This window comes from Gordonia aichiensis (genome assembly GCF_039946255.1).
In the GTDB taxonomy this organism is placed as follows: Bacteria; Actinomycetota; Actinomycetes; order Mycobacteriales; family Mycobacteriaceae; genus Gordonia; species Gordonia aichiensis_A.
This window is the reverse complement of the sequence record NZ_JBCDWL010000007.1, coordinates 46,429-63,405: the sequence shown is the minus strand read 5'-3', so window position 1 is coordinate 63,405 and position 16,977 is coordinate 46,429. Positions and strand designations below refer to the sequence as shown.

Annotated in this window: 26 protein-coding genes; 16 read left to right on the top strand and 10 right to left on the bottom strand. The window is 66.5% G+C overall.

Annotated elements, in window-relative coordinates:
• Position 1: 1 nt before the first annotated feature.
• The 9 genes from AAFO60_RS10235 to AAFO60_RS10195 all read left to right on the top strand — a co-directional run bounded on the left by AAFO60_RS10235 (position 2) and on the right by AAFO60_RS10195 (position 6,183).
• On the top strand, positions 2-1,045 hold the full coding sequence (locus tag AAFO60_RS10235; protein ID WP_347956094.1) for a hypothetical protein: 1,044 nt from the start codon (positions 2-4) through the stop codon (positions 1,043-1,045).
• On the top strand, positions 1,038-2,216 hold the full coding sequence (locus tag AAFO60_RS10230) for a site-specific integrase (RefSeq protein WP_347956093.1): 1,179 nt from the start codon (positions 1,038-1,040) through the stop codon (positions 2,214-2,216). Before AAFO60_RS10235 ends, AAFO60_RS10230 begins: the two co-directional genes overlap by 8 nt.
• A gap of 153 nt (positions 2,217-2,369) precedes the next feature.
• Positions 2,370-3,428: a hypothetical protein gene (locus tag AAFO60_RS10225; protein ID WP_347956092.1), complete on the top strand. Its 1,059-nt coding sequence runs from the start codon at positions 2,370-2,372 to the stop codon at positions 3,426-3,428.
• The gene (locus tag AAFO60_RS10220; RefSeq protein ID WP_347956091.1) at positions 3,397-3,744 is read left to right on the top strand and encodes a hypothetical protein; all 348 of its coding nucleotides are present in this window, start codon (positions 3,397-3,399) and stop codon (positions 3,742-3,744) included. Before AAFO60_RS10225 ends, AAFO60_RS10220 begins: the two co-directional genes overlap by 32 nt.
• A 200-nt stretch (positions 3,745-3,944) precedes the next feature.
• On the top strand, positions 3,945-4,292 hold the full coding sequence (locus AAFO60_RS10215; protein ID WP_347956090.1) for a hypothetical protein: 348 nt from the start codon (positions 3,945-3,947) through the stop codon (positions 4,290-4,292).
• Positions 4,293-4,361: 69 nt separating this feature from the next.
• Positions 4,362-4,649, top strand: coding sequence for a hypothetical protein (locus tag AAFO60_RS10210; RefSeq protein WP_347956089.1), 288 nt, complete (start codon positions 4,362-4,364; stop codon positions 4,647-4,649).
• A 235-nt stretch (positions 4,650-4,884) separates the two neighbouring features.
• The gene (locus AAFO60_RS10205; RefSeq protein WP_347956088.1) at positions 4,885-5,238 is read left to right on the top strand and encodes a hypothetical protein; all 354 of its coding nucleotides are present in this window, start codon (positions 4,885-4,887) and stop codon (positions 5,236-5,238) included.
• 75 nt (positions 5,239-5,313) lie between these two features.
• The gene (locus tag AAFO60_RS10200) at positions 5,314-5,820 is read left to right on the top strand and encodes a hypothetical protein (RefSeq protein WP_347956087.1); all 507 of its coding nucleotides are present in this window, start codon (positions 5,314-5,316) and stop codon (positions 5,818-5,820) included.
• Positions 5,821-5,967: 147 nt separating this feature from the next.
• Complete coding sequence (locus AAFO60_RS10195) at positions 5,968-6,183, top strand: hypothetical protein (protein ID WP_347956086.1); 216 nt, start codon at positions 5,968-5,970, stop codon at positions 6,181-6,183.
• 180 nt (positions 6,184-6,363) lie between these two features.
• Here AAFO60_RS10195 and AAFO60_RS10190 read toward each other — a convergent pair whose 3' ends face one another.
• From AAFO60_RS10190 to AAFO60_RS10175, 4 genes are read right to left on the bottom strand one after another with little or no spacing between them, the layout of a single operon-like run.
• The gene (locus tag AAFO60_RS10190; RefSeq protein WP_347956085.1) at positions 6,364-6,870 is read right to left on the bottom strand and encodes a hypothetical protein; all 507 of its coding nucleotides are present in this window, start codon (positions 6,868-6,870) and stop codon (positions 6,364-6,366) included.
• Complete coding sequence (locus AAFO60_RS10185) at positions 6,863-7,453, bottom strand: hypothetical protein (protein ID WP_347956084.1); 591 nt, start codon at positions 7,451-7,453, stop codon at positions 6,863-6,865. Before AAFO60_RS10185 ends, AAFO60_RS10190 begins: the two co-directional genes overlap by 8 nt.
• Positions 7,454-7,498: 45 nt before the next feature.
• Positions 7,499-7,630 carry a hypothetical protein gene (locus AAFO60_RS10180; RefSeq protein ID WP_347956083.1) on the bottom strand — a complete coding sequence of 44 codons (132 nt, stop codon included), beginning with the start codon at positions 7,628-7,630 and terminating at the stop codon, positions 7,499-7,501.
• Between the two features lie 42 nt (positions 7,631-7,672).
• The gene (locus tag AAFO60_RS10175; protein ID WP_347956082.1) at positions 7,673-9,178 is read right to left on the bottom strand and encodes a WGR domain-containing protein; all 1,506 of its coding nucleotides are present in this window, start codon (positions 9,176-9,178) and stop codon (positions 7,673-7,675) included.
• A 260-nt stretch (positions 9,179-9,438) separates the two neighbouring features.
• Here AAFO60_RS10175 and AAFO60_RS10170 point away from each other — a divergent pair, with 260 nt between their 5' ends.
• On the top strand, positions 9,439-9,693 hold the full coding sequence (locus AAFO60_RS10170) for a hypothetical protein (RefSeq protein WP_347956081.1): 255 nt from the start codon (positions 9,439-9,441) through the stop codon (positions 9,691-9,693).
• Positions 9,694-9,697: 4 nt separating this feature from the next.
• Positions 9,698-9,970 (top strand): hypothetical protein, encoded by a 273-nt coding sequence (locus AAFO60_RS10165; protein WP_045536277.1) that lies wholly within the window; start codon positions 9,698-9,700, stop codon positions 9,968-9,970.
• 271 nt (positions 9,971-10,241) lie between these two features.
• Here AAFO60_RS10165 and AAFO60_RS10160 read toward each other — a convergent pair whose 3' ends face one another.
• Positions 10,242-10,424 carry a hypothetical protein gene (locus tag AAFO60_RS10160; protein ID WP_347956080.1) on the bottom strand — a complete coding sequence of 61 codons (183 nt, stop codon included), beginning with the start codon at positions 10,422-10,424 and terminating at the stop codon, positions 10,242-10,244.
• Between AAFO60_RS10160 and AAFO60_RS10155 the strand changes: the two genes are divergently transcribed.
• Both AAFO60_RS10155 and AAFO60_RS10150 read left to right on the top strand, forming a co-directional pair.
• Positions 10,423-10,944: a hypothetical protein gene (locus AAFO60_RS10155; RefSeq protein WP_347956079.1), complete on the top strand. Its 522-nt coding sequence runs from the start codon at positions 10,423-10,425 to the stop codon at positions 10,942-10,944. The two genes, AAFO60_RS10160 and AAFO60_RS10155, sit on opposite strands and share 2 nt — an antisense overlap.
• 337 nt (positions 10,945-11,281) lie before the next feature.
• On the top strand, positions 11,282-12,301 hold the full coding sequence (locus tag AAFO60_RS10150; RefSeq protein ID WP_347956078.1) for a hypothetical protein: 1,020 nt from the start codon (positions 11,282-11,284) through the stop codon (positions 12,299-12,301).
• A gap of 138 nt (positions 12,302-12,439) precedes the next feature.
• On the opposite strand, the gene AAFO60_RS10145 is transcribed toward AAFO60_RS10150, so the two are convergent.
• The 3 genes from AAFO60_RS10145 to AAFO60_RS10135 form a co-directional block, all read right to left on the bottom strand.
• Positions 12,440-12,649: a hypothetical protein gene (locus tag AAFO60_RS10145; protein WP_347956077.1), complete on the bottom strand. Its 210-nt coding sequence runs from the start codon at positions 12,647-12,649 to the stop codon at positions 12,440-12,442.
• 438 nt (positions 12,650-13,087) lie between these two features.
• Positions 13,088-13,429: a hypothetical protein gene (locus AAFO60_RS10140; protein ID WP_347956076.1), complete on the bottom strand. Its 342-nt coding sequence runs from the start codon at positions 13,427-13,429 to the stop codon at positions 13,088-13,090.
• The gene (locus AAFO60_RS10135) at positions 13,429-13,797 is read right to left on the bottom strand and encodes a hypothetical protein (RefSeq protein ID WP_347956075.1); all 369 of its coding nucleotides are present in this window, start codon (positions 13,795-13,797) and stop codon (positions 13,429-13,431) included. The genes AAFO60_RS10140 and AAFO60_RS10135 overlap by 1 nt, the downstream gene beginning before the upstream one ends.
• A 79-nt stretch (positions 13,798-13,876) precedes the next feature.
• Between AAFO60_RS10135 and AAFO60_RS10130 the strand changes: the two genes are divergently transcribed.
• Entirely contained in the window at positions 13,877-14,008 is a 132-nt protein-coding gene (locus AAFO60_RS10130; RefSeq protein WP_347956074.1) for a hypothetical protein, read from the top strand.
• An 87-nt stretch (positions 14,009-14,095) separates the two neighbouring features.
• Here the strand turns inward: AAFO60_RS10130 and AAFO60_RS10125 are convergent, their stop codons facing one another.
• Both AAFO60_RS10125 and AAFO60_RS10120 read right to left on the bottom strand, forming a co-directional pair.
• Positions 14,096-14,443, bottom strand: a complete 348-nt coding sequence (locus tag AAFO60_RS10125; protein WP_347956073.1) for a hypothetical protein — start codon at positions 14,441-14,443, stop codon at positions 14,096-14,098.
• A 15-nt stretch (positions 14,444-14,458) separates the two neighbouring features.
• Positions 14,459-15,775, bottom strand: coding sequence for a hypothetical protein (locus AAFO60_RS10120; RefSeq protein ID WP_347956072.1), 1,317 nt, complete (start codon positions 15,773-15,775; stop codon positions 14,459-14,461).
• A gap of 127 nt (positions 15,776-15,902) precedes the next feature.
• Here AAFO60_RS10120 and AAFO60_RS10115 point away from each other — a divergent pair, with 127 nt between their 5' ends.
• Both AAFO60_RS10115 and AAFO60_RS10110 read left to right on the top strand, forming a co-directional pair.
• Complete coding sequence (locus AAFO60_RS10115) at positions 15,903-16,328, top strand: hypothetical protein (RefSeq protein ID WP_347956071.1); 426 nt, start codon at positions 15,903-15,905, stop codon at positions 16,326-16,328.
• A gap of 121 nt (positions 16,329-16,449) precedes the next feature.
• Complete coding sequence (locus AAFO60_RS10110; protein ID WP_347956070.1) at positions 16,450-16,938, top strand: hypothetical protein; 489 nt, start codon at positions 16,450-16,452, stop codon at positions 16,936-16,938.
• Positions 16,939-16,977: the final 39 nt, after the last annotated feature.

Here is a 16,977-nt window from a genome sequence, read left to right as displayed (position 1 = left end):
CATGGCCACGAATGAGGCAGCGGCGGCGGAAACGTCACGTGACACCGCCGAGGGGGACGCCTTCCTCGTGGAATGGGACGGGGAGCAGATGTACGCCCTCGCGTTCGTCAAGCGGGGGCGCGTCCACTTCCGTACCGCACAGAGCCACGTCCTACCGGCGGACACGACCGTGATCAGCCGACTCGCTCCAGCGCTGGACTCGACTGAGACAAGGTCGGACGCCGCGGTCATCGAGTGGAAGGGTGCGAGGTACCACGCCCTCGCGTTCATCAAACACGGGAAGCGCTTCTACCGGCTGGCAGACGGTCGGAGCCTCGGCCGGGCGACCTTCGTGTCAGGGCTGGCCGACCCCGACAACGCCGCGCAACTCAGTGACACCGCAGGCGAGACAGGGGACTGGACGGAGTCGGCGACGGATCACTCGGTGCGGGAACTCCCTCTCCCAGGGAACCCCGAGGTCCGGGAAACTGCGGAACTGGGATCGGTCGTCGGCCACTACGACATCGAGCCCGGCAGCCCGTTGGCGCAGGAACGGCCGACCGCGAGCAGTGGCCAGGAAGAACAGAACTCCGGACACGCGCCCGCGCGTCGCCCAGCATCGACCGGGCACTGGTCGGACGCGATCGTCGACGAACCCTCACCGACCGCAGCTGCACCGAAGACCGTCCCCGCGGCAACCGCGCGCCCCAGCGAACCCGCACTGCCGCCGACGGCGTCGCAGCAGCCGCCGCCGCCCACCGAACAGTCACCGCAGGTCCGGTTCGATGGACAGCGATGGCAGGGCGTGGCAGTGGACGGCTCCACGGTCACCGTCTGGGAAGGACAGGCCCGACTGGCAGAGGTCGACACCGAACTCGCCGCTGCAGAACAGCGCGTCCGCCACCTGACCGAACTGCGCCGGATGATCGACGGCGACCGCGAAGCTGCCATCGCCGAGCACATCGCACGGTTCGCCGAGATCGACGGCATCCACGACCTCGCCGACGCCACCGACACGCAACGCGCGACGTGGCGCCGATACGCAGAAGGGATCGTCGGTGACTGACCGCAAACCAGGACTCCCGCTGGTTGCGGTGCCGTCCGCATCCAGTGAACCGGCCACCGTCAGCGATACGAGCCGACTCCGACTGCGCGAGGCGCTGTCCGACGTTCTCGCGCCGGCATCGAAGCGTGCCTACACCCGGCACTGGGCGGCTTTCGAGCAGTACTGCGCCGTCAAGAACTACCGGTCCCTCCCCGCCGACGTTGACGTCGTGTGCGAATACCTGCTGATGCTCGAACACTCGACGCCGACCACCCGAACCAGGGGAGAGGGCACCTACTCGGTGTCCTACATCGACCAGGCGCTCGCCGCGATCCGCTACGTCCACCGCAGCACCGCTGCCATGCCAATTGACAGCAAGGCCCTACCGCTGTGGCTTCAGCCTCAGCTCGCGGAGTTCATGCGCGCCATGCGCAACCGCGCGGCCGCCGCCGGCCGCAGCGACGTCGAGCAGGAAGCGCCGCTCCTTCTTGAACAGCTCGACGCGATGCTCGAGACCGGTCGCGACGACGCCGACACCTGGCGCAAGCACCTGCACCTGCGCCGCGACAGCGCCCTGCTACTGATGGGGTGGAGCGGGGCGATGCGCCGCTCCGAACCGGTCGCACTGCGCGTCAGCGACGTCAAGCACAGGTTCGGGAAGTGGACCATCACCCTGCGCCGGTCGAAGACCGACCAGGGCGGAAAGGGGCAGATCAAGGCCCTCCCGAAATGGAGTTCCGCGATCACCTGCCCACCCTGCGCCTACCTGCGATGGATGGAAGCTGTCCACGTCTACGACTCCGACGGCCGCCCGGGCCTGATCCGGCTGCTGGCGCGCGATAAGCCCCTCACCCAGCACATCTGCGCGCATCCTCCCGAGCTCGCGAAGCCGCTCACGCCGGTGTTCCGCAGCATCACCCGCACAGGCGACATCGCCACCATCGCCATGTCCGACCAGCTCGTGCACACCATCGTCCGCCGCAGACTCCAAGCCGCCTACCCCGACCTGGACATCACCGAGTACGGCGCCCACTCGCTGCGCGCCGGCTTCACCACCCAGAGCCTCATCCAGGGAATCGAACCGCGAGCGATCATGCGCCAAACCGGCCACCGCACCCTCGAAGGCGTCCTCATCTACGCCCGTGAACGCGATGCCCACGACAACAACGCTGCCACCATGCTCGGTCTCTAGAACTCACAGTGAGAGACGCCTCGTGACATGCGTCGGGCGAGGCTGGACAGCCCGTCACGACTCATCGTGACTATGCCGCGTATCGGATGAGGCCTGCTGATACTGAGAAGCTGAGGCCAACGACTTATCTCGCCCCGAGCAGCCGAAGGAGACGTGACTGCAATGGAACCCGACTACGACGCCGTATCGAAGGAGTCACCAGCGGGAGCCCGACATCTGCTCATGCCCGCCGCCCCCGACCGAGTCTTCGATGTCGTGCCGATTGAGGCTCAGGATGAGGCCGTCAAGGGTGTTCGGTCAGCGATGCGGAGAGTTGGCGAGGCGTCGTTGCGTGGTACGAATCTCGCTGAGCTCCCGATCAGCTTGGATCTACGGGTGCGGCTGCAAGCAGCCCGTGCGGCGGGTTACGTCCTACCCAACGGCGTGTTCACTGCGGCGAATGGAACCTACGGCGTGACGTTCCCGGCAGAGATCCGCAACGGCCGCCGAATCGAGTTTGGCGCCGTCACGGGCGTTGCCGTGGAGGAAGCCCGCGGACTATTCCGGAAACGCAAGCGCCGTGGAGCACCTGCTGCCGTGGCACCTCGAGGGGTTCACCAGTTCTCTTACGAGGACCGTGATGAGCTTGCAACGGCCCTCGCTTCTCCTTGGCGGCTGCCAATGTCGGATCCGGGCGCTGGCGAACTCTACTACCGAATCACTGTGGTGGCCTCGAACCTTGTTGCGGAGCTGCAGGCAAGTAGAGCCTGGAACAGTGAGTACTTCGACGTTGCTCATGCGAAGTTCTCGCCGTCGGCGGAGCTCGAAGAAGTCACACGGCACGCGCAGCACCTGGCTCGGCTACAGGATGCGATCGGAACAACGTGCGACGGCGTCAGCGACGAAGCCGCACTCGCACGCAAGCACCAGGACTTTCAACGACAGCAACTGGAAGTCCTAACGGAAAGCCTGATCAGACGGGTAGGAGCTCTGCACCACTACGTGGGTCTGGTCACCGACCTGTCGGAGAAGGTCGTGGCACTGGAGCAGTTGGAACAAGCAACTCGAATCGATCGCGAACTCGAAGAGGCATTCCTCCAGTACGGGCGAGACGAGCTTGCACGTCAACGCTACCGAGAACTCGAGACAGACCTCGCCGGTGTGCGTGCGAGCGTCGGATATCTCCTCGCGACGCTCACCGGTGAACCCGGATTGGCCCCTCCGGGCCGGTGAAATCGCCGATACGCTCGAGGTGAGTGAACATCAACGATTGGGGGAATCCATGGCTGCGGACTACAACAACGATGACCGGATCGACGAGGCGGTCACTCAGCTGCGGCACCTGCGGGGGTCGATTCAAGACCTTCAAGGGGCTGTCGATCACCACGCGTACGGGGTCCAGGTACTGCCGCTCACCAACGACAGTGTCGGCGCTTCAGCGGCGGCGGTGATGAACGGCAACGCCGACGAGTTCGTTTCGGCGCTGCGCACGGGGATGTCGGACATGCTCAAGGTTGTCGACGAGCAGCTCGACGAGATGCCGTCGTAGCGCCAACACCAGTAGGCAGCAGACCAGCCTCACCGTCCTCGCCGGCGGTGAGGCTGTCCGCTGTTTAGCATCCGATCTCGGTCCCGCGGCCAGGTGCTCGGCGCTGACGAGCGCTTGCGCCCGCGAGAGTGAGTGCCGCGCCATCCGGGGACTGCGACGTCTACTTCTCGTGTAGCAACCGACCGAGCAAGGAGAACCCGATGGGGACCGCGACGATCACGATCTGGCACAACGAGGAGACCGACAGCGAGGGCCGTCACCCGGCGTGGGAGCGCGGTTACCGGGCGACCGACCGTCTGGTGCGGGTGATGGAGGACTTCGAGCTCACGGTTCGTGACTCCGCGGGTGTCGTGGAGATCGCCGAAGGCTGTTTCCAGGGCGCGTCCCGCGAGTTCGGTGTGATCCCGGAGTGGACTCATCCGGTCGCCGAGCACTACGTGCGTGAGCAGCTGCGGTCGCTGTCGAAGGGCGACGTCGTGGTGGTCGACGGTGAAGCCGTCTCGTGCGACAGCGTCGGCTGGATCCCGGTCTCGACGCCGACGGCCTGAACGCCGTCTCGTGCAGCAGAACCCGCTGCTGCACGACTCCTGCTTTCGTCCCCGAAAGGACTTCCCCCGATGAACAACCAGAACACCCTGACCATCCGTGACGTCGTCCGCTTGAACGGTATCGTCCAGGCATCCCAGACCGGTGCGCGCGTGCGTTTCCTGTACGAGCGCGACGGGCAGGACGTCGACATCGCCGGTGTGGCGCGCCACATCGAGTGGAACGGCGAGGACATCCGCGACGGCCACCTGATCGTCAACGACGGCGTCAGCGACGTCCCGGTCCTGATCTCCGATGCCATCAACGCCGACGACGGCGCATTCGATGCCGGGCCTCGGGCGGTCAGCCCGGTCGGCTGACCTACGCCGCAGCGACTCATCGGCACCGCCGGAGGCCCACCGCCTCCCGCGGTGCCGATGTCGTTCCGGGAGGAGTTGAGCTGTCCGCAGTCCGCTGTCGCGCCGCGGTGCTCTACCTGGTCGAACGTAGTAGCCGGCGAACAGTGCGCTGGGTTCGCCGTGCCGCGACCTCGATGAGGCGACTGGTGGTCTGAAGGCACGCAAGCACACCCCCCTCCGCCGGAAAGGATCCGCCATGGCAATCACCCTGAACCTCGAGGTCTGGCACAACGAGCAGCTCGACGACCGCGGCCGCCCGGCCGGACCGATGCGCGGCTACCACCACGGGGATCGGCTCACTCCGGTGCTGGCCCTCGATCTCGCCGCCCCGGAGGGCATCACCGCCATCGAGGTCGCGCAGGCCGTGTTCCAGTCCTCCTGCCATGACGCCGAGGACCTCCGCGGGTGGATGGTGCCGATCGCTCTCCGCTACCGGGTGCGGCGACTGCGAGCGCTGGCCGTCGGCGACGTCGTCGCGATCGACGGAGTCGGCTACGCCGTCGACTCCCACGGCTGGTCCAAGATCCCCGCACCGCGCCCGGCCGCGTGACCGACACGGCGCAGCCGGAAGGCCGCGCCACCAACCACCTCCACATCCGATCGACCACCTGACAGGAGAACACCGATGACCACCAGCACAGAGCAGACCCCGACGTTCGTCTGGGACCGCGACTACGACAACCACGAGCAGGTCCGCCCCTACATGAAGCAGTTCCTGACCCTGCACCAGGGAATGAAGGACCGCGGCGCGTACCCGTACAACGACTCGTTCAAGGGCCTCATCGACGGCGTCGCCGGATCCGCAAACGAGGACACCGCTATCTACCTGCTTCAGGGCCTGAAGTCGCTCGACGAGCTCGACGCCCAGATCGCAGCGTTCATCGAGGGCGGCGGCAGCCACCTCGCCGATGCTGGCGCGGTCATCGGTGAGCAGTACCGGGGCAGCGTCGTCCAGTACGGCTTCTCCGTCGGCGGGACGGGCTGGCGGCAGTACGACAATGCCCGGTACATGGTGTGCGAACGCGAGAGCGCCAGGGGCGGCAAGACCACCTACCTGAAGGTGTGGAAGCCGCGCAAACGAAACCCGATCATGATCGACGGCAAGTTCCTGCTGAAGCCGGCGACCAAGTAGGGGACAGGCCGGCATCAGCCAGACCATCGGCGGCACCTGAGAGGAATCTCGGGTGCCGCCGCCGTTGCTGCACCGGGTCTAGGAAAACCGGCCCCGACAATAGACCCGATCGCGGGACCTGCCCCGCCAGAAACGAAAGAGCCACCCGTGAGACTGTCCCCATTGTTCCGCCGGCCACAGCCGGCCATCGACCACGCGGTGATGCGCAGCTTCCTCGACCACCCCGTCGAGCTGACCCTGACCGGCGGCCAGGTGATCACCGGCGGCGTCGTCAAGCACGTAGGGTCGGCGACACCCGAGCCGCACACGCCGACTGGGCAGTCGCGGTCAACCTCCACGCGATCGACGCCGTACGATCCCTGATCCCCGAGACCGCGCGGTCGGAGTTCCCCCTCCCCGACGAAGACCGCACCGGCCGCCCCGCCCTGTAGCGAACCGCTCGCGCCGCCGGTGCGGCGCTGCCGACTGAGGGAGGGCTGTCCGTACTGAACACCGGCGAGGCTGCCGGAACAGGGCGTCCTGTTCCGGCAGCCTCGCGCGTGCTCAGGCGATGGAGTCCGGTTCTCCCAGAGCCTCGGTGAGCCCGAGCAGGAGAGAGTCCGCGAAGGTGTCGGGCGTCTGCACAGTCAGAATCTGGTCGACAACCTCGATCGTCACGCCCGGCCAGTAGTGGGCGACGAGAGTTCGCGCCTGATCGAACTGCGCGAACGTCAGGTCTGCCCAGTAGGCCGCTCCGGCGTCATCGGCGTCAGTCGACCATTCGCAGGACGCAGCGGTCACACCGTCGAGCTGCGTTCCGTCAGGGATCGCACAGAAATCGGCCAGCGTTCCAGCACGATCGCAGTTGCCACATTCGGCGGCGCTGGTGGGCAGGTACTCGTGTGCGCTCAACTGAGCATCGGTGCCGCCCTCGGTAAGACGAACCTGGACCGATGCAGTCACCGTGACGGCATAGTGGTCCCCGCACTGCGGGCAGCGGACACCGAGTTCGTGAAGCCATCCGGTCGGCCACTCGGCAGGACGCTGAAAGTCGGTGGCGGCGTCAGGCATGGGTGGTCCCTCCGGCGAGGTCGAGCTCGTCCCAGTTCTCGTCGAAGGTTGCGGTGTGCCGGCCACCGGTGATCGCGGCGAGGTTGGCGGCGATCTCGGTGACCTTGGCGGGGGAGGCGAGGACCTCGAAACGCAGTTCGATGGTGTACGGGACGGCGGGGCCTAGGTCGACGACGGCGGCCTGACCGAGCAGCGTCGACTCGCGCAGCGCTGCCGCCCAGGGGCGTGACAGTTCCGGCCCGGACAGGACCGGTTCGGTCACCTTCGGCGCAGAGGGTGCGCAATCGGCGTGGTCGGCGAAGGTGATGTCGTCGGCGTAGGCCGCGTACTCACCGCAGCCGGTGCAACGCAGTTCGACAGAGAATGGACCGGAATGGGTCAGGGCGACCTCCGGCAGCCGAGGATCGCGGGTGTCGATCAGCGACTCGGAGAACCATCCCGACTGCATCGCGTCTTCGGCCTCGCGATCGCTGATGTACCAGGTGTTCGGATCGTCGCAGTCGGCGTCGACGATTTGCCCGCCAACCTCCTGTTCGGGGGTGAATGTGGCGCGCCATTGGGGTTCGATCGTGGTGTCGGACATGAGTAGTCTCCTTCGGTTTGGTGCAGTTGGTGGTGGGGACTGGATTCAGATGGTGGGTTCGCGGTGGCGGCGCAATGCGGCGACCGTGCGTGCGGACACAACGAGCAGCAGCGACAGCGCGAGCAGCGCGACCAGGAGTGCGGTCGCCGGATTGAGTGCGGTCGAGATGACGTGCACGGCAGGGGTTCCCTTCGGTCGTTGAAGTTGGCCCTTCAACCTTCAGCCAGTGGGGTCCGGTGGCGCGGCACCGCTCACGATAGGCCCCGATACCGGTGGAGCAGGCAGACGAGCCAGTGCTCCGATTTGGGGATCGACGTTCAGCCGGCAGCGAGGCAGGCTGTCCGCTCGCCTCTGCCGGCGATGGCCGGTCTGCCACCCCGACAGGGAGATGACAGACCGGCCAAGCGGGAAGGTCAGACGACCTTGCTGGTTCCGGCGTCCGCGAACTGCGTCAGATCGCACTCGTTGGGGGGCCTTGTCGGTGCGGCGTTCGATCAGCCGCGGCTGCACCATCCGCGGGTGTGTGGGGTCGTTGACGTACAGGAACAGCACCTTCCACACCTGCCCTACATGCACGCCGCCCGGCCCGGCGACTGCGTCCTTGCCGATCGTCGACGCGGACCCGACCTGAGTCAGCACACCGTCGTCGTAGACGGCGAGGTCGGCGGACTCCTTGCTCGGATTCAGGCCGACCACGACCACGTCAGCGTCCTTGACGAGCTTGTGCTTGACCAACGTGGTTGATCGGCGAGCCTGCTCGTAGCCGCCGTCGCGGTGACGCAGGACGATGCCCTCCCGGTGCTCGGCGACCGCCGTCGCCAGGAAGTCGGCCTTGCTGTCGGTGTCGTCGGCGATCGGAGCCAGGACGACACTGCCGTCGGGACGCTCAGCAGCCGAGGGAATGCTGAGCACTCCGGCGATGGACGCGAGCACCAGGTAGCGGTCGACGAAGCCCGTGTCATCCCGCACCCACGTGCTGGTGCCGTCAGTGGCGGCGGCGAGGTCGAACAGCACCAGCGTTCGGCCTACAACCTCGCAGTCGAACACCCACCGCCCTGAGTGCAGCGCCGTGAACGGAGCCAGGTGTGCGTGGCCGACGTTGCGGACCTTGGCCTGCCCCTGCCGGTTCAGCACCCTGATCTGCCCGTCGACGACCTCGATGACGACGCGGTCGCCGTCGTACTTGAACTGCCCGAACCACTGATCGGAGGTCATGGCCGCGGCGATCGTCTGCTCGTCCTGCACGGACGCGAGCATCGGCCGTACCGGCAACTCCGGGGCGAGATCAGTGGGGACGGCCGCGGCCGACGGTCGCCATGCGAGAACGGCGACCACGTCCGCGACACGGTTCGGGCGAACCTCAGCCCCAGCCAGGTCGACCGTCGGCGCAGCGCCCATGTCGACGGGGGTCGGGTTGTCGCCGACGGGAAGCTGGTGAGCGGCGTCGTCGAGCACCGTCACGTCGGACAGATCAGCGATGCCCTCAACGGTCCCGGAACGCTTCGGGACGTACCCCTTCTTGACCTTGCTCCGAATCTTCGCGGCGGCGGCCTTCACCGCGGCGTCATGGTCGGCGGTCTCGACGATCTTGGTGAACGTGCCGAGGGTGCCCGAGCGTCCGTACTGGATCAGCCACGACTGGCCGATCACGAACGTCCGATAGAACTTGTCGTGCCCGGCGCGGGCGTCGACGTAGCTGACCTCATCGATCTGAACTGCGGTCATGGTGTGCGTGCTCCTTCTCGTAGCGAATGTGGCGACACCAGACTCGCGGGCACCCCACTTCCCGTGCGGCACGCACAACGCGACCACACCAGCCCGCGCACGCCTTCGATGAGGCTGTCCGCCTGGCCTGATCGGAAAGGCGCCGGCGGCCGGCCAATCGCGCAGCAGCGGGGTAGTGGGCGTGCCGCACCACCGGCATCGCGCCGGAAGACTTCAGCTCGTAGTTGAACGGTTATCGGCACACCACGGGAGGTCAGAAAATGTTCGGACTCTATATCGGGCTCGGCGACAGCGAACGACTCATCGCCGCGTACGACACCGCAGCCGAAGCGATCTCCGCGCAGGACGCGATCGTCGACTGCGTCCTCGAGGAGGTCCCCGGCGGATCCGTCGATGTCAGAGCGCAGTCGGACACTGACCGCAGCGTGTACGTGCTCAACCCCGCTGGCCACCGACTCGGCTACGTCAACGTGCGCGCCATGCACGCGAACCCAACCCCAGCCAGGAAGGCGTGACCCAATGCAAGCTCGAACACCGGAGAACAAGGGAATCAACGGACATCGGAACCGTACCGACGGGATATGGTCCTGGGATTTCAAGACAGAGCAGGCTCTCACCGATGAGGAGGCCGCCTCGATCACCTTCCTCGCAGACCTCGACGGTGTGGCCCTCGGCGACAGTGTCATCGTCGAGGACGCCGACGGCTCCCGCATCGGCCACGTCACGACGCTGACACTGCGGCCACAGCGACTCAGCCCAGCGATCGCACTGTGTTCGATCACCTTGATGTAGCCGACGACAACCCGACAGAGCCCGGACCGCGCCGGTCCGGGCTCTTCCATGCGGGCATCACCGGTATGGCTGTCCACTCAGCCACCCCGATTCAGACGGCATCGCTCAGTCCGCGGCCGGATCACGGTGACGTCCGCGTGCCGCGACCTGAGACCACCACGGGGAAGAGTCGCCAGTGCAAGACGCCCCCGACTAGGCGCCGCCAGCACTGAGGTGAAGGAGAGAACGCGATGATCGCATTGGAAGCACAGCTACGGAAGTGGCTCCAGACTCAGGCCGACCAGAAGTCGACGACCTGCTGGCGGGCGTACGTGGCGCTGGCCGTCATCCAAACAGTTGCGGTCGTCGCCGCCGTGCCCGCGGCCGCCATGAGGTGGTCCGGGGACGGAGTCGACTGGTGGACCGTGACACCGTTGGCGGTCGCCGGCGTCTTGGTCGCGACGGCCAGCACCATGATCGCCGCCTACGGTGACGGCCGCGCGGTCGCCGCGAGCCGCGCCTACAGCGGCGGCTACTGGCTGATCCTGCTCGGCGGGGCCGTTGCGATCTCGCTCCCTGAGCCGACCTCCCACAACGCGTCGTCGGTCCGAGACTGGATCGTCACGCTGGCCGCATACGGCATGCTCGCACTGCAAACACCGCACGTCGTGAGGGCTGCGGAAGCGATGGCGGTCCCTGCCGGTGACCAGCGGCGGGGAATCTCGCTCGCACGGCTACGGCGGGCGACGCACCGCAAGATGTGGCTGCGCAGCGGCGGCGACTACGCGATCCGCCCCATCGCACAGGCCGTGATCGGCTTCTGGGTCTTCGCGCTGATCGTGATGATCGCGTTCGAGGGAACCCTGGCCGATTCCCTCTTGCTGTGGACAGGCACGCCGCTGGCCGTGGCCGCAGCCTGCAAACTGCTCCGTGAAGCCATGAACGAGGCATGGTCAGCCGAAACGCTGACGCTGGTCGATGTCGGAGAAAACTGATCGCGCACGCCCGGCAAGGGCAGGAAGCACGCTGGGATACTTGTGAACGAGAGAAAGGGGACGCCCTGATGAAAGTTACCCGGACACACCTTCATGCACTGATGCTTGATCCTCAGCGTTCGATACTCGTTGCAGACGGTGATCAGCTCTCGGTGACGTCGCCGGGACAGTTCCTGGCCGATGGGCGCGGTCGACTGCTCATCACTGCGGCTGACCTCCACGATGCTGGCGTTCGCTTGACCCGCGGCGGCGGCCGATTCGCAGCCGGGGCCGGCCCCATCGTCGACTACCTCGTCGCACACGTGAACGGACTTCTCACCGCAGTGCAGGCGCAGTGATGGCAGTGGACGTTCCCACCACCTATCGCAGCGAATGGTCGCTGTTCGCCGACTGGTGCGCAGCCTTCGAGCGGGAGTCTCTGCCTGCCGACCCACGGACGGTGGCGCGGTTCCTGATGGAGGAGAACCCGTCGGCGTCGCGGTCTGTTCTGCGGCGCCGGGTGGCGGCGATCAACAACGTGCACCGCGGTGCCGGCTACGACGAGCCGGGCACGGTGACTGCTGTCCGGCGGCTCTTGTCGGCGCGGCGTCGTGATGTGGAGCTGGCGCACGATCGGGTGCGTGAGCTCCCGACTTCGGGGTGGCCGGCTGGTCTGTTCGGTCGCCGCGATGCTCTGATCTTGTGGCTGGTGGTCATCGTCGGCGTTCCGGCGTCGAAGGTGGGGGAGCTGCGGTGCGGCGACATCACGATGACCGACGATCAGATGATCCAGATCGGCGGCGGCCACGACATCGAGCTCCCCGCTGATCCGGGCGATCCGTTCGGGTTGCTGCCGGTGTGGCGGCGGTGGGCGCAGCTGCGGAACATTCTCGCTGTACGGCCGTCGTCTGCGTCGGTGGTCAAGCCGCTCACGTCGGCGGCTCCGGTCTCATACGATGCGCGGCCATCGCTGGCCGCGCCTCCATATCCGCCGCGCCCGGATTACGTCCTGCTGCCAGCGTTCGACCAGTGGGGAAATCTCCTGGCACCGCCAACCGATGACGAGACGGGGATGACTGGCCGGGCGGTGTTCGATGTCGTCACCATGCACCTGTACGGCGGAGGCCGCGGGGGACGCTCGCGGGAAGCGTGGGTGCAGCGGATCCTGGACCGCACGAAGCCGCCCGAACCGGCGCCGCCTGTTGAGGAGCTGAAGACGCCGCGGCTGGCCGACAACTACGGGCACGGCATCGACGCCCGCAAAGCCGCCGTCGATGATGCCTTCGACGGCATCGACGACGTGTACGCCGACATCGACCAACGGACCGCAGACCTCCTGGCGCGCACCGAGAAACTGCTCGCCGAGTTTGGTGCGTGAGTGAGGTCAACGCTGGTGGTCCGCGGCCCGCGAGGCCGGCGTACCCGCTGTCCGGGGTCTCCGAGGAGGCCGGAAGGGTAGAGCCTCGCACGATCGAAGGAAGCCAAATCGTGCGGGGCTCATGCGTTCAGTGGCGAACTACCAGCCGATGCCGCCCTGGCGGGGGGTGCACGGGATGCCGATACCGCCCTGCTGGGGCGGGCAGCTGTTGCCGATGCCGCCCTGCTGCGGGGCAGCCTGGCTGCTGCCCGCGGGGCCGGCGGTTGCCAGTACTGCGACTGCGGGGGCGCCGATGACGGCGGCAGCGGCAGCGATGCCAGCAAGAGTGCGGGGGAAGGTCTTACTCATGTGTCTCCTTGACGTGGTTGATCCGGCCCCGAGGGGCCGCAGTGCGACTCGAACCCTGCGGCCAAGCGCCGACGATGAGGGATTGCGAGCTCGCAGAGGGGAGCGTAGGAAGCCGGTTTCCCGGGGAGAGTTCTCCATGGGAACGGCCGCCGCGGAGAGAGCTGCGGCGGCGATGGTCGGCGATCCTCGCCGCACGGCACTGACACTGATCTCGGAATCTGACTGTCCGCCGCGGAATGCCCGAAGTGCGACCTGACACCGAGCACGGAATACGGCCGATCGGCTGGAATCGCGACCGGCTACTGACACCGAACCCGGAAAACAGGGGGTTTGCTGCCAAATCCACTGACACGCAGCCCGGAAACTGACAAACCTCAGCGGAATCCTCCAGGCCCGGCGAGGCCCGCACATCGCGGAACCTCGCCGAGCCAGCGGTGGTCAGCCGGTCACGTCACCGTCGTAGATCTCCTCGCGGTAGTGGTACGGCCGCGCAACGTCGTCCCAGTCGATCGCGAGGGCGTCGCACAGATGACGGAGATCGTTGATCAGATCAGACATGCAGGTGCGGGCCGACTCCTGATGCGCGATCCCGGTTTCCTTCGCATACGCGAGCACGCCGATACCGGCGTGCCACGCACGGCGGGCGTTCTGCTCGGCGGATGCGCCGTCCTGGACCAGACTCGTGTCGCTGTACCGCTCCAGGAGGGTGACAGCATCACCGATCGGGCGGCCTTCCACACTGCCGTCTTCGGTGCTCCATACCTGTGTCGCCTTGCTCATCAGGAGGCCTCCTGATCGATGTAGTCGTCCCCGGGCGGGGCGGTGAGCACTTCCTGCAGGTGCTCACGAAGCGGCCCGCTGGTCGACTCGAGGCTGCTGTCGACGAAGTTCTGCCACTCGCTCGGCGACCATCCACGTCCGGCGTCGACAACGATCGTCGATGCCGAACACGGTTCGTTGTCGGCGAAGACGGTCACGTCGTCGTTGCCGTCAGGATCGCGAACGACGACGACCGTCAGGTCGGGGATCACGCCGGTCTGGGTTGCGCGGGAGATGTCGGCGGCGTCGACACCGGCCGCGCGAGCAGCCGCGGCGAGGTCAGCCAACTGCGTCAGCAACTGGTCAGGGGTGGGGGTCGTAGCGGTCATGGTGCTCCTTCGCTCGAGAACAGGTACATGCACAGCATCGGTCGACGACGTTCGAGGTTGCGGCACTCGAAGAGCGATCGTGAAGCTGTACGGGAAGACGGCGAAGGCCCGGCGCGCGAGCGCGCAGCTGCTCGTCACCGCCGCCGAACGACGCGGGCAGACCCCGAACCCGTGGTACGTCGAGGTCGCTGCCGGACGCATCCCGGCCTGACCTAGAGCGGAAGGGAGCCCCCGCCGGTCGGCAGGGTCTCCCTTCGTTTGTGCTCGATCTGGATGCTGTCCGGAGTCACACGGGGGTTCAGAAGACGGTGCCTTCGGGGAGGTCTTCGTCGTCGACGAGATCAGTGGGCAGTTCAGCGAACGCTTCCCGGCAGTCGGCGTGCCCGGAGACCGCCGCGATCATGGCCGCCGCCGCATCCGCCACCCGCAGTGACTCGGTGGCCGGGGCAAACTCGTAGGCCACGTTCGGCATGACCACCACCACCGGCTCCCTCAGCACCAAGATCAAGTTCGCGCGGTCGATCCACTCCTGGTCGCCTGTCCACTGGCCGGGATCGGCGTCGTTGTCGCGGTCGCTGCGCGTCCACACCAAGGTGCGCGGACCGTCGTACTCGGTGGCGGTGATGGTGATGGGGGAGGTGGTCATCGGTTCCTCTCGGGACTACCGGACGTGGACGGCAAGGTTGTGTGCGGTCGCATTGGTGTGGGTTTGCTCGGAGCGGTTGGCGGTGGCGAAGAGACCGAGCATGAGGTTGCGGTGCTCGAGGTCGGCAGGGCTGTTGTCGAAATGGTTGGAGCGGGCGCCGGTGAGTCCCCCGAAGTTGCCCGAGAAGATGCTCTCCATGCCGACCGAGAACACTTCGGTGGCCGGCGGCGGATACGACTTGCCGACATAGCCGTGAACGAAGCCACCCTTCCGGACCTTCTCGCCTCGCGCGAAGGCCCTCTCGGGTTCGCGGCTTCCGTCCGCGCGGGTGGTGCGCCGACGGAGGAACTCATTTGTAGCGACCGAGATCTGGGGGATCTGGTACTCGAGGCGATGACCGAACTCGTGATACATGGTGGCGTCCGTGGCGTCGCCTTTGATGAGATTCTCGGTGTCGTTGTAGTGGGCTCGCCCCTTCCTGTCCATCTTGACGTTCAGAGGTGGCGCCTCATCGTTGATGCGGGTGACCCAGTCCGCGGGGAGGTCGTTGCTCACTCGATGGAGTTGTTCGACGAGTGGCCGGTAGGGGCGCTTCCCACCGAGGATGGGCTGCGCGCCACCGAGCGGCCGGACTTCGGCGATGGCATCCCGGTAGGCCTGCGTGCGGATCTGGGCATGCCTCTCAATCTGTTGGCGCTGGTTACGTAACCGCTCACGGCGCGAATCCAGTTCTGCCACCGACTCTGGGTCTGATCGATCGAGTGCGCGGCCGGCCGCGAGTACGTCCGCCATGGTGATGTCGTCGAGGGGGCCGGCGGCGGCGATCCGTTCTTCGATGAGTTCGTCAGCGCGCTCGCCGATGACTGCGCCGGCACTGATGACAGCCTGTTCGTAGGCGGCGCACGCAGCCTTGTAGTTCTCCGGGTTCAGGCGCCGCTCGAAGTCGTCGGGACCGTCGTTCTTGTTCAGGACCGGGCTCGACCTGGCCACGTCCTCCCATGCGGAGTTGACCTGCGCCACAGCTGCCGCCGATCGAGCTTCCCAACTGTCCGGTGCCGGGCCGGCAGGCCCGCGGCCATCGTCGCTGCTGTCTTCGGTGTCGGCGTCGAAGTCGAGCCGGTCGAGTAGCTCACGTTCACGGTCGGCGGTCAGCGTGCCGTTCAGGGCGTCGTGCAGGTCGTTGAGCATCTGGTCGATGTCGGTGATCTCGCTGGACAGGGCGTTCACTTCGCAGGTGCATTCCTGCAGCGCTGCTTGGGCGTTCTGCGCACGGATCGAGGTTTCGCCGTCGCAGCGTTGGGGGCCACCGGGTTCGTTCGGACCTTTGCACACGACTCACACGATAGGCAGACCCTTTCCTCCAGTAGGGACGGTTCGGGGATCGTCGAGTGCCGCGTCGCCGAACACCCGACGACGAGAGTTCAAGGCAATCCACCGACACCGACTGGAAGGCCCAACCATGACTCTCCCGACCCTCTCATGCACCCGCAAGCTCGCCGACTCGGCGAAGTGGCAGAAGCTGGAGCACTACCTGGTGGCCCCGTACGCCTCCATCGAGCACCATTTCCAGAACCTGGTGATCGTGGACCCGTCTCTCGCCGAGCCAACGTGGCTGCTGCGCGCCGGAACCCGCAAGGTCTCCCGACGCAACATCGTCGCGCTGCTGCTGCCGACGCTGGACCACCTGACGCTGGATCTAGCGCAGACCCTGACGCACATGCTCACCGACTACATCGGCATCCGCGAAACCCCCATGGTCGGCACCCTCCGCTCCCGGCTGACCATCTACCCCAGCGAGCTGCCGCTGATCGCCGAGAAGATCACCGCGGACGGTCCGGTCTGGCGGGGGAATCGCCGCCCTGCAGGCTGCCGACCGGCCGCCTGACAACCAGACAACGACCTACGGCCACCGCGACATCAGGGGTGTCGCGGTGGCCGCTGTCGTCGACAAACTAGGTGTGGCGTGTCCTCGGAGAACGGGTCGGTGCAGACCCCAGACTGGATTCATGACGATGAGATACGCGGTGATCGAAGTCCAGGACCTCCCTTACCCGCACGGCCTCGGTAAGGGCGAGCACCCGAACCTGCAGAAGAGGATGGAACGTCTACTCGGGAACGCATGGCGCGACCAGGACGTCAACAAGAAAGCCTTCTGGACCCTTGAGTACCAGACGATCCTGCACGACGAACTGTCCGCTGGGTTCGACCGGCCCGGCCGGATCGAGGACATCGTTCGTGACGCAACCGAACTGGCACAAACGGTTGCTGGGTTCGCGCAAGGGGCCGCCTCGGTCGACGCGTCTGTGTTCGATTCCGCGCTGCCGGCGAAGACCAGCAACGCCTACGAGCTCTGGCTCCGCGACACGCCGATCCTGGGGACCGGAAGCGACAGGACGACGTTCTTCGTTGACGGCCGTCATCGGACGAGCTATCTGCGATCGTTCGTCCAACAGCGCGACCCGTCCTTCCCCGTCCTCGTGCGATTCGCGGACTGAACAGCACTGCAGGCTCCGCTTCCACGTACATGTCGGAAG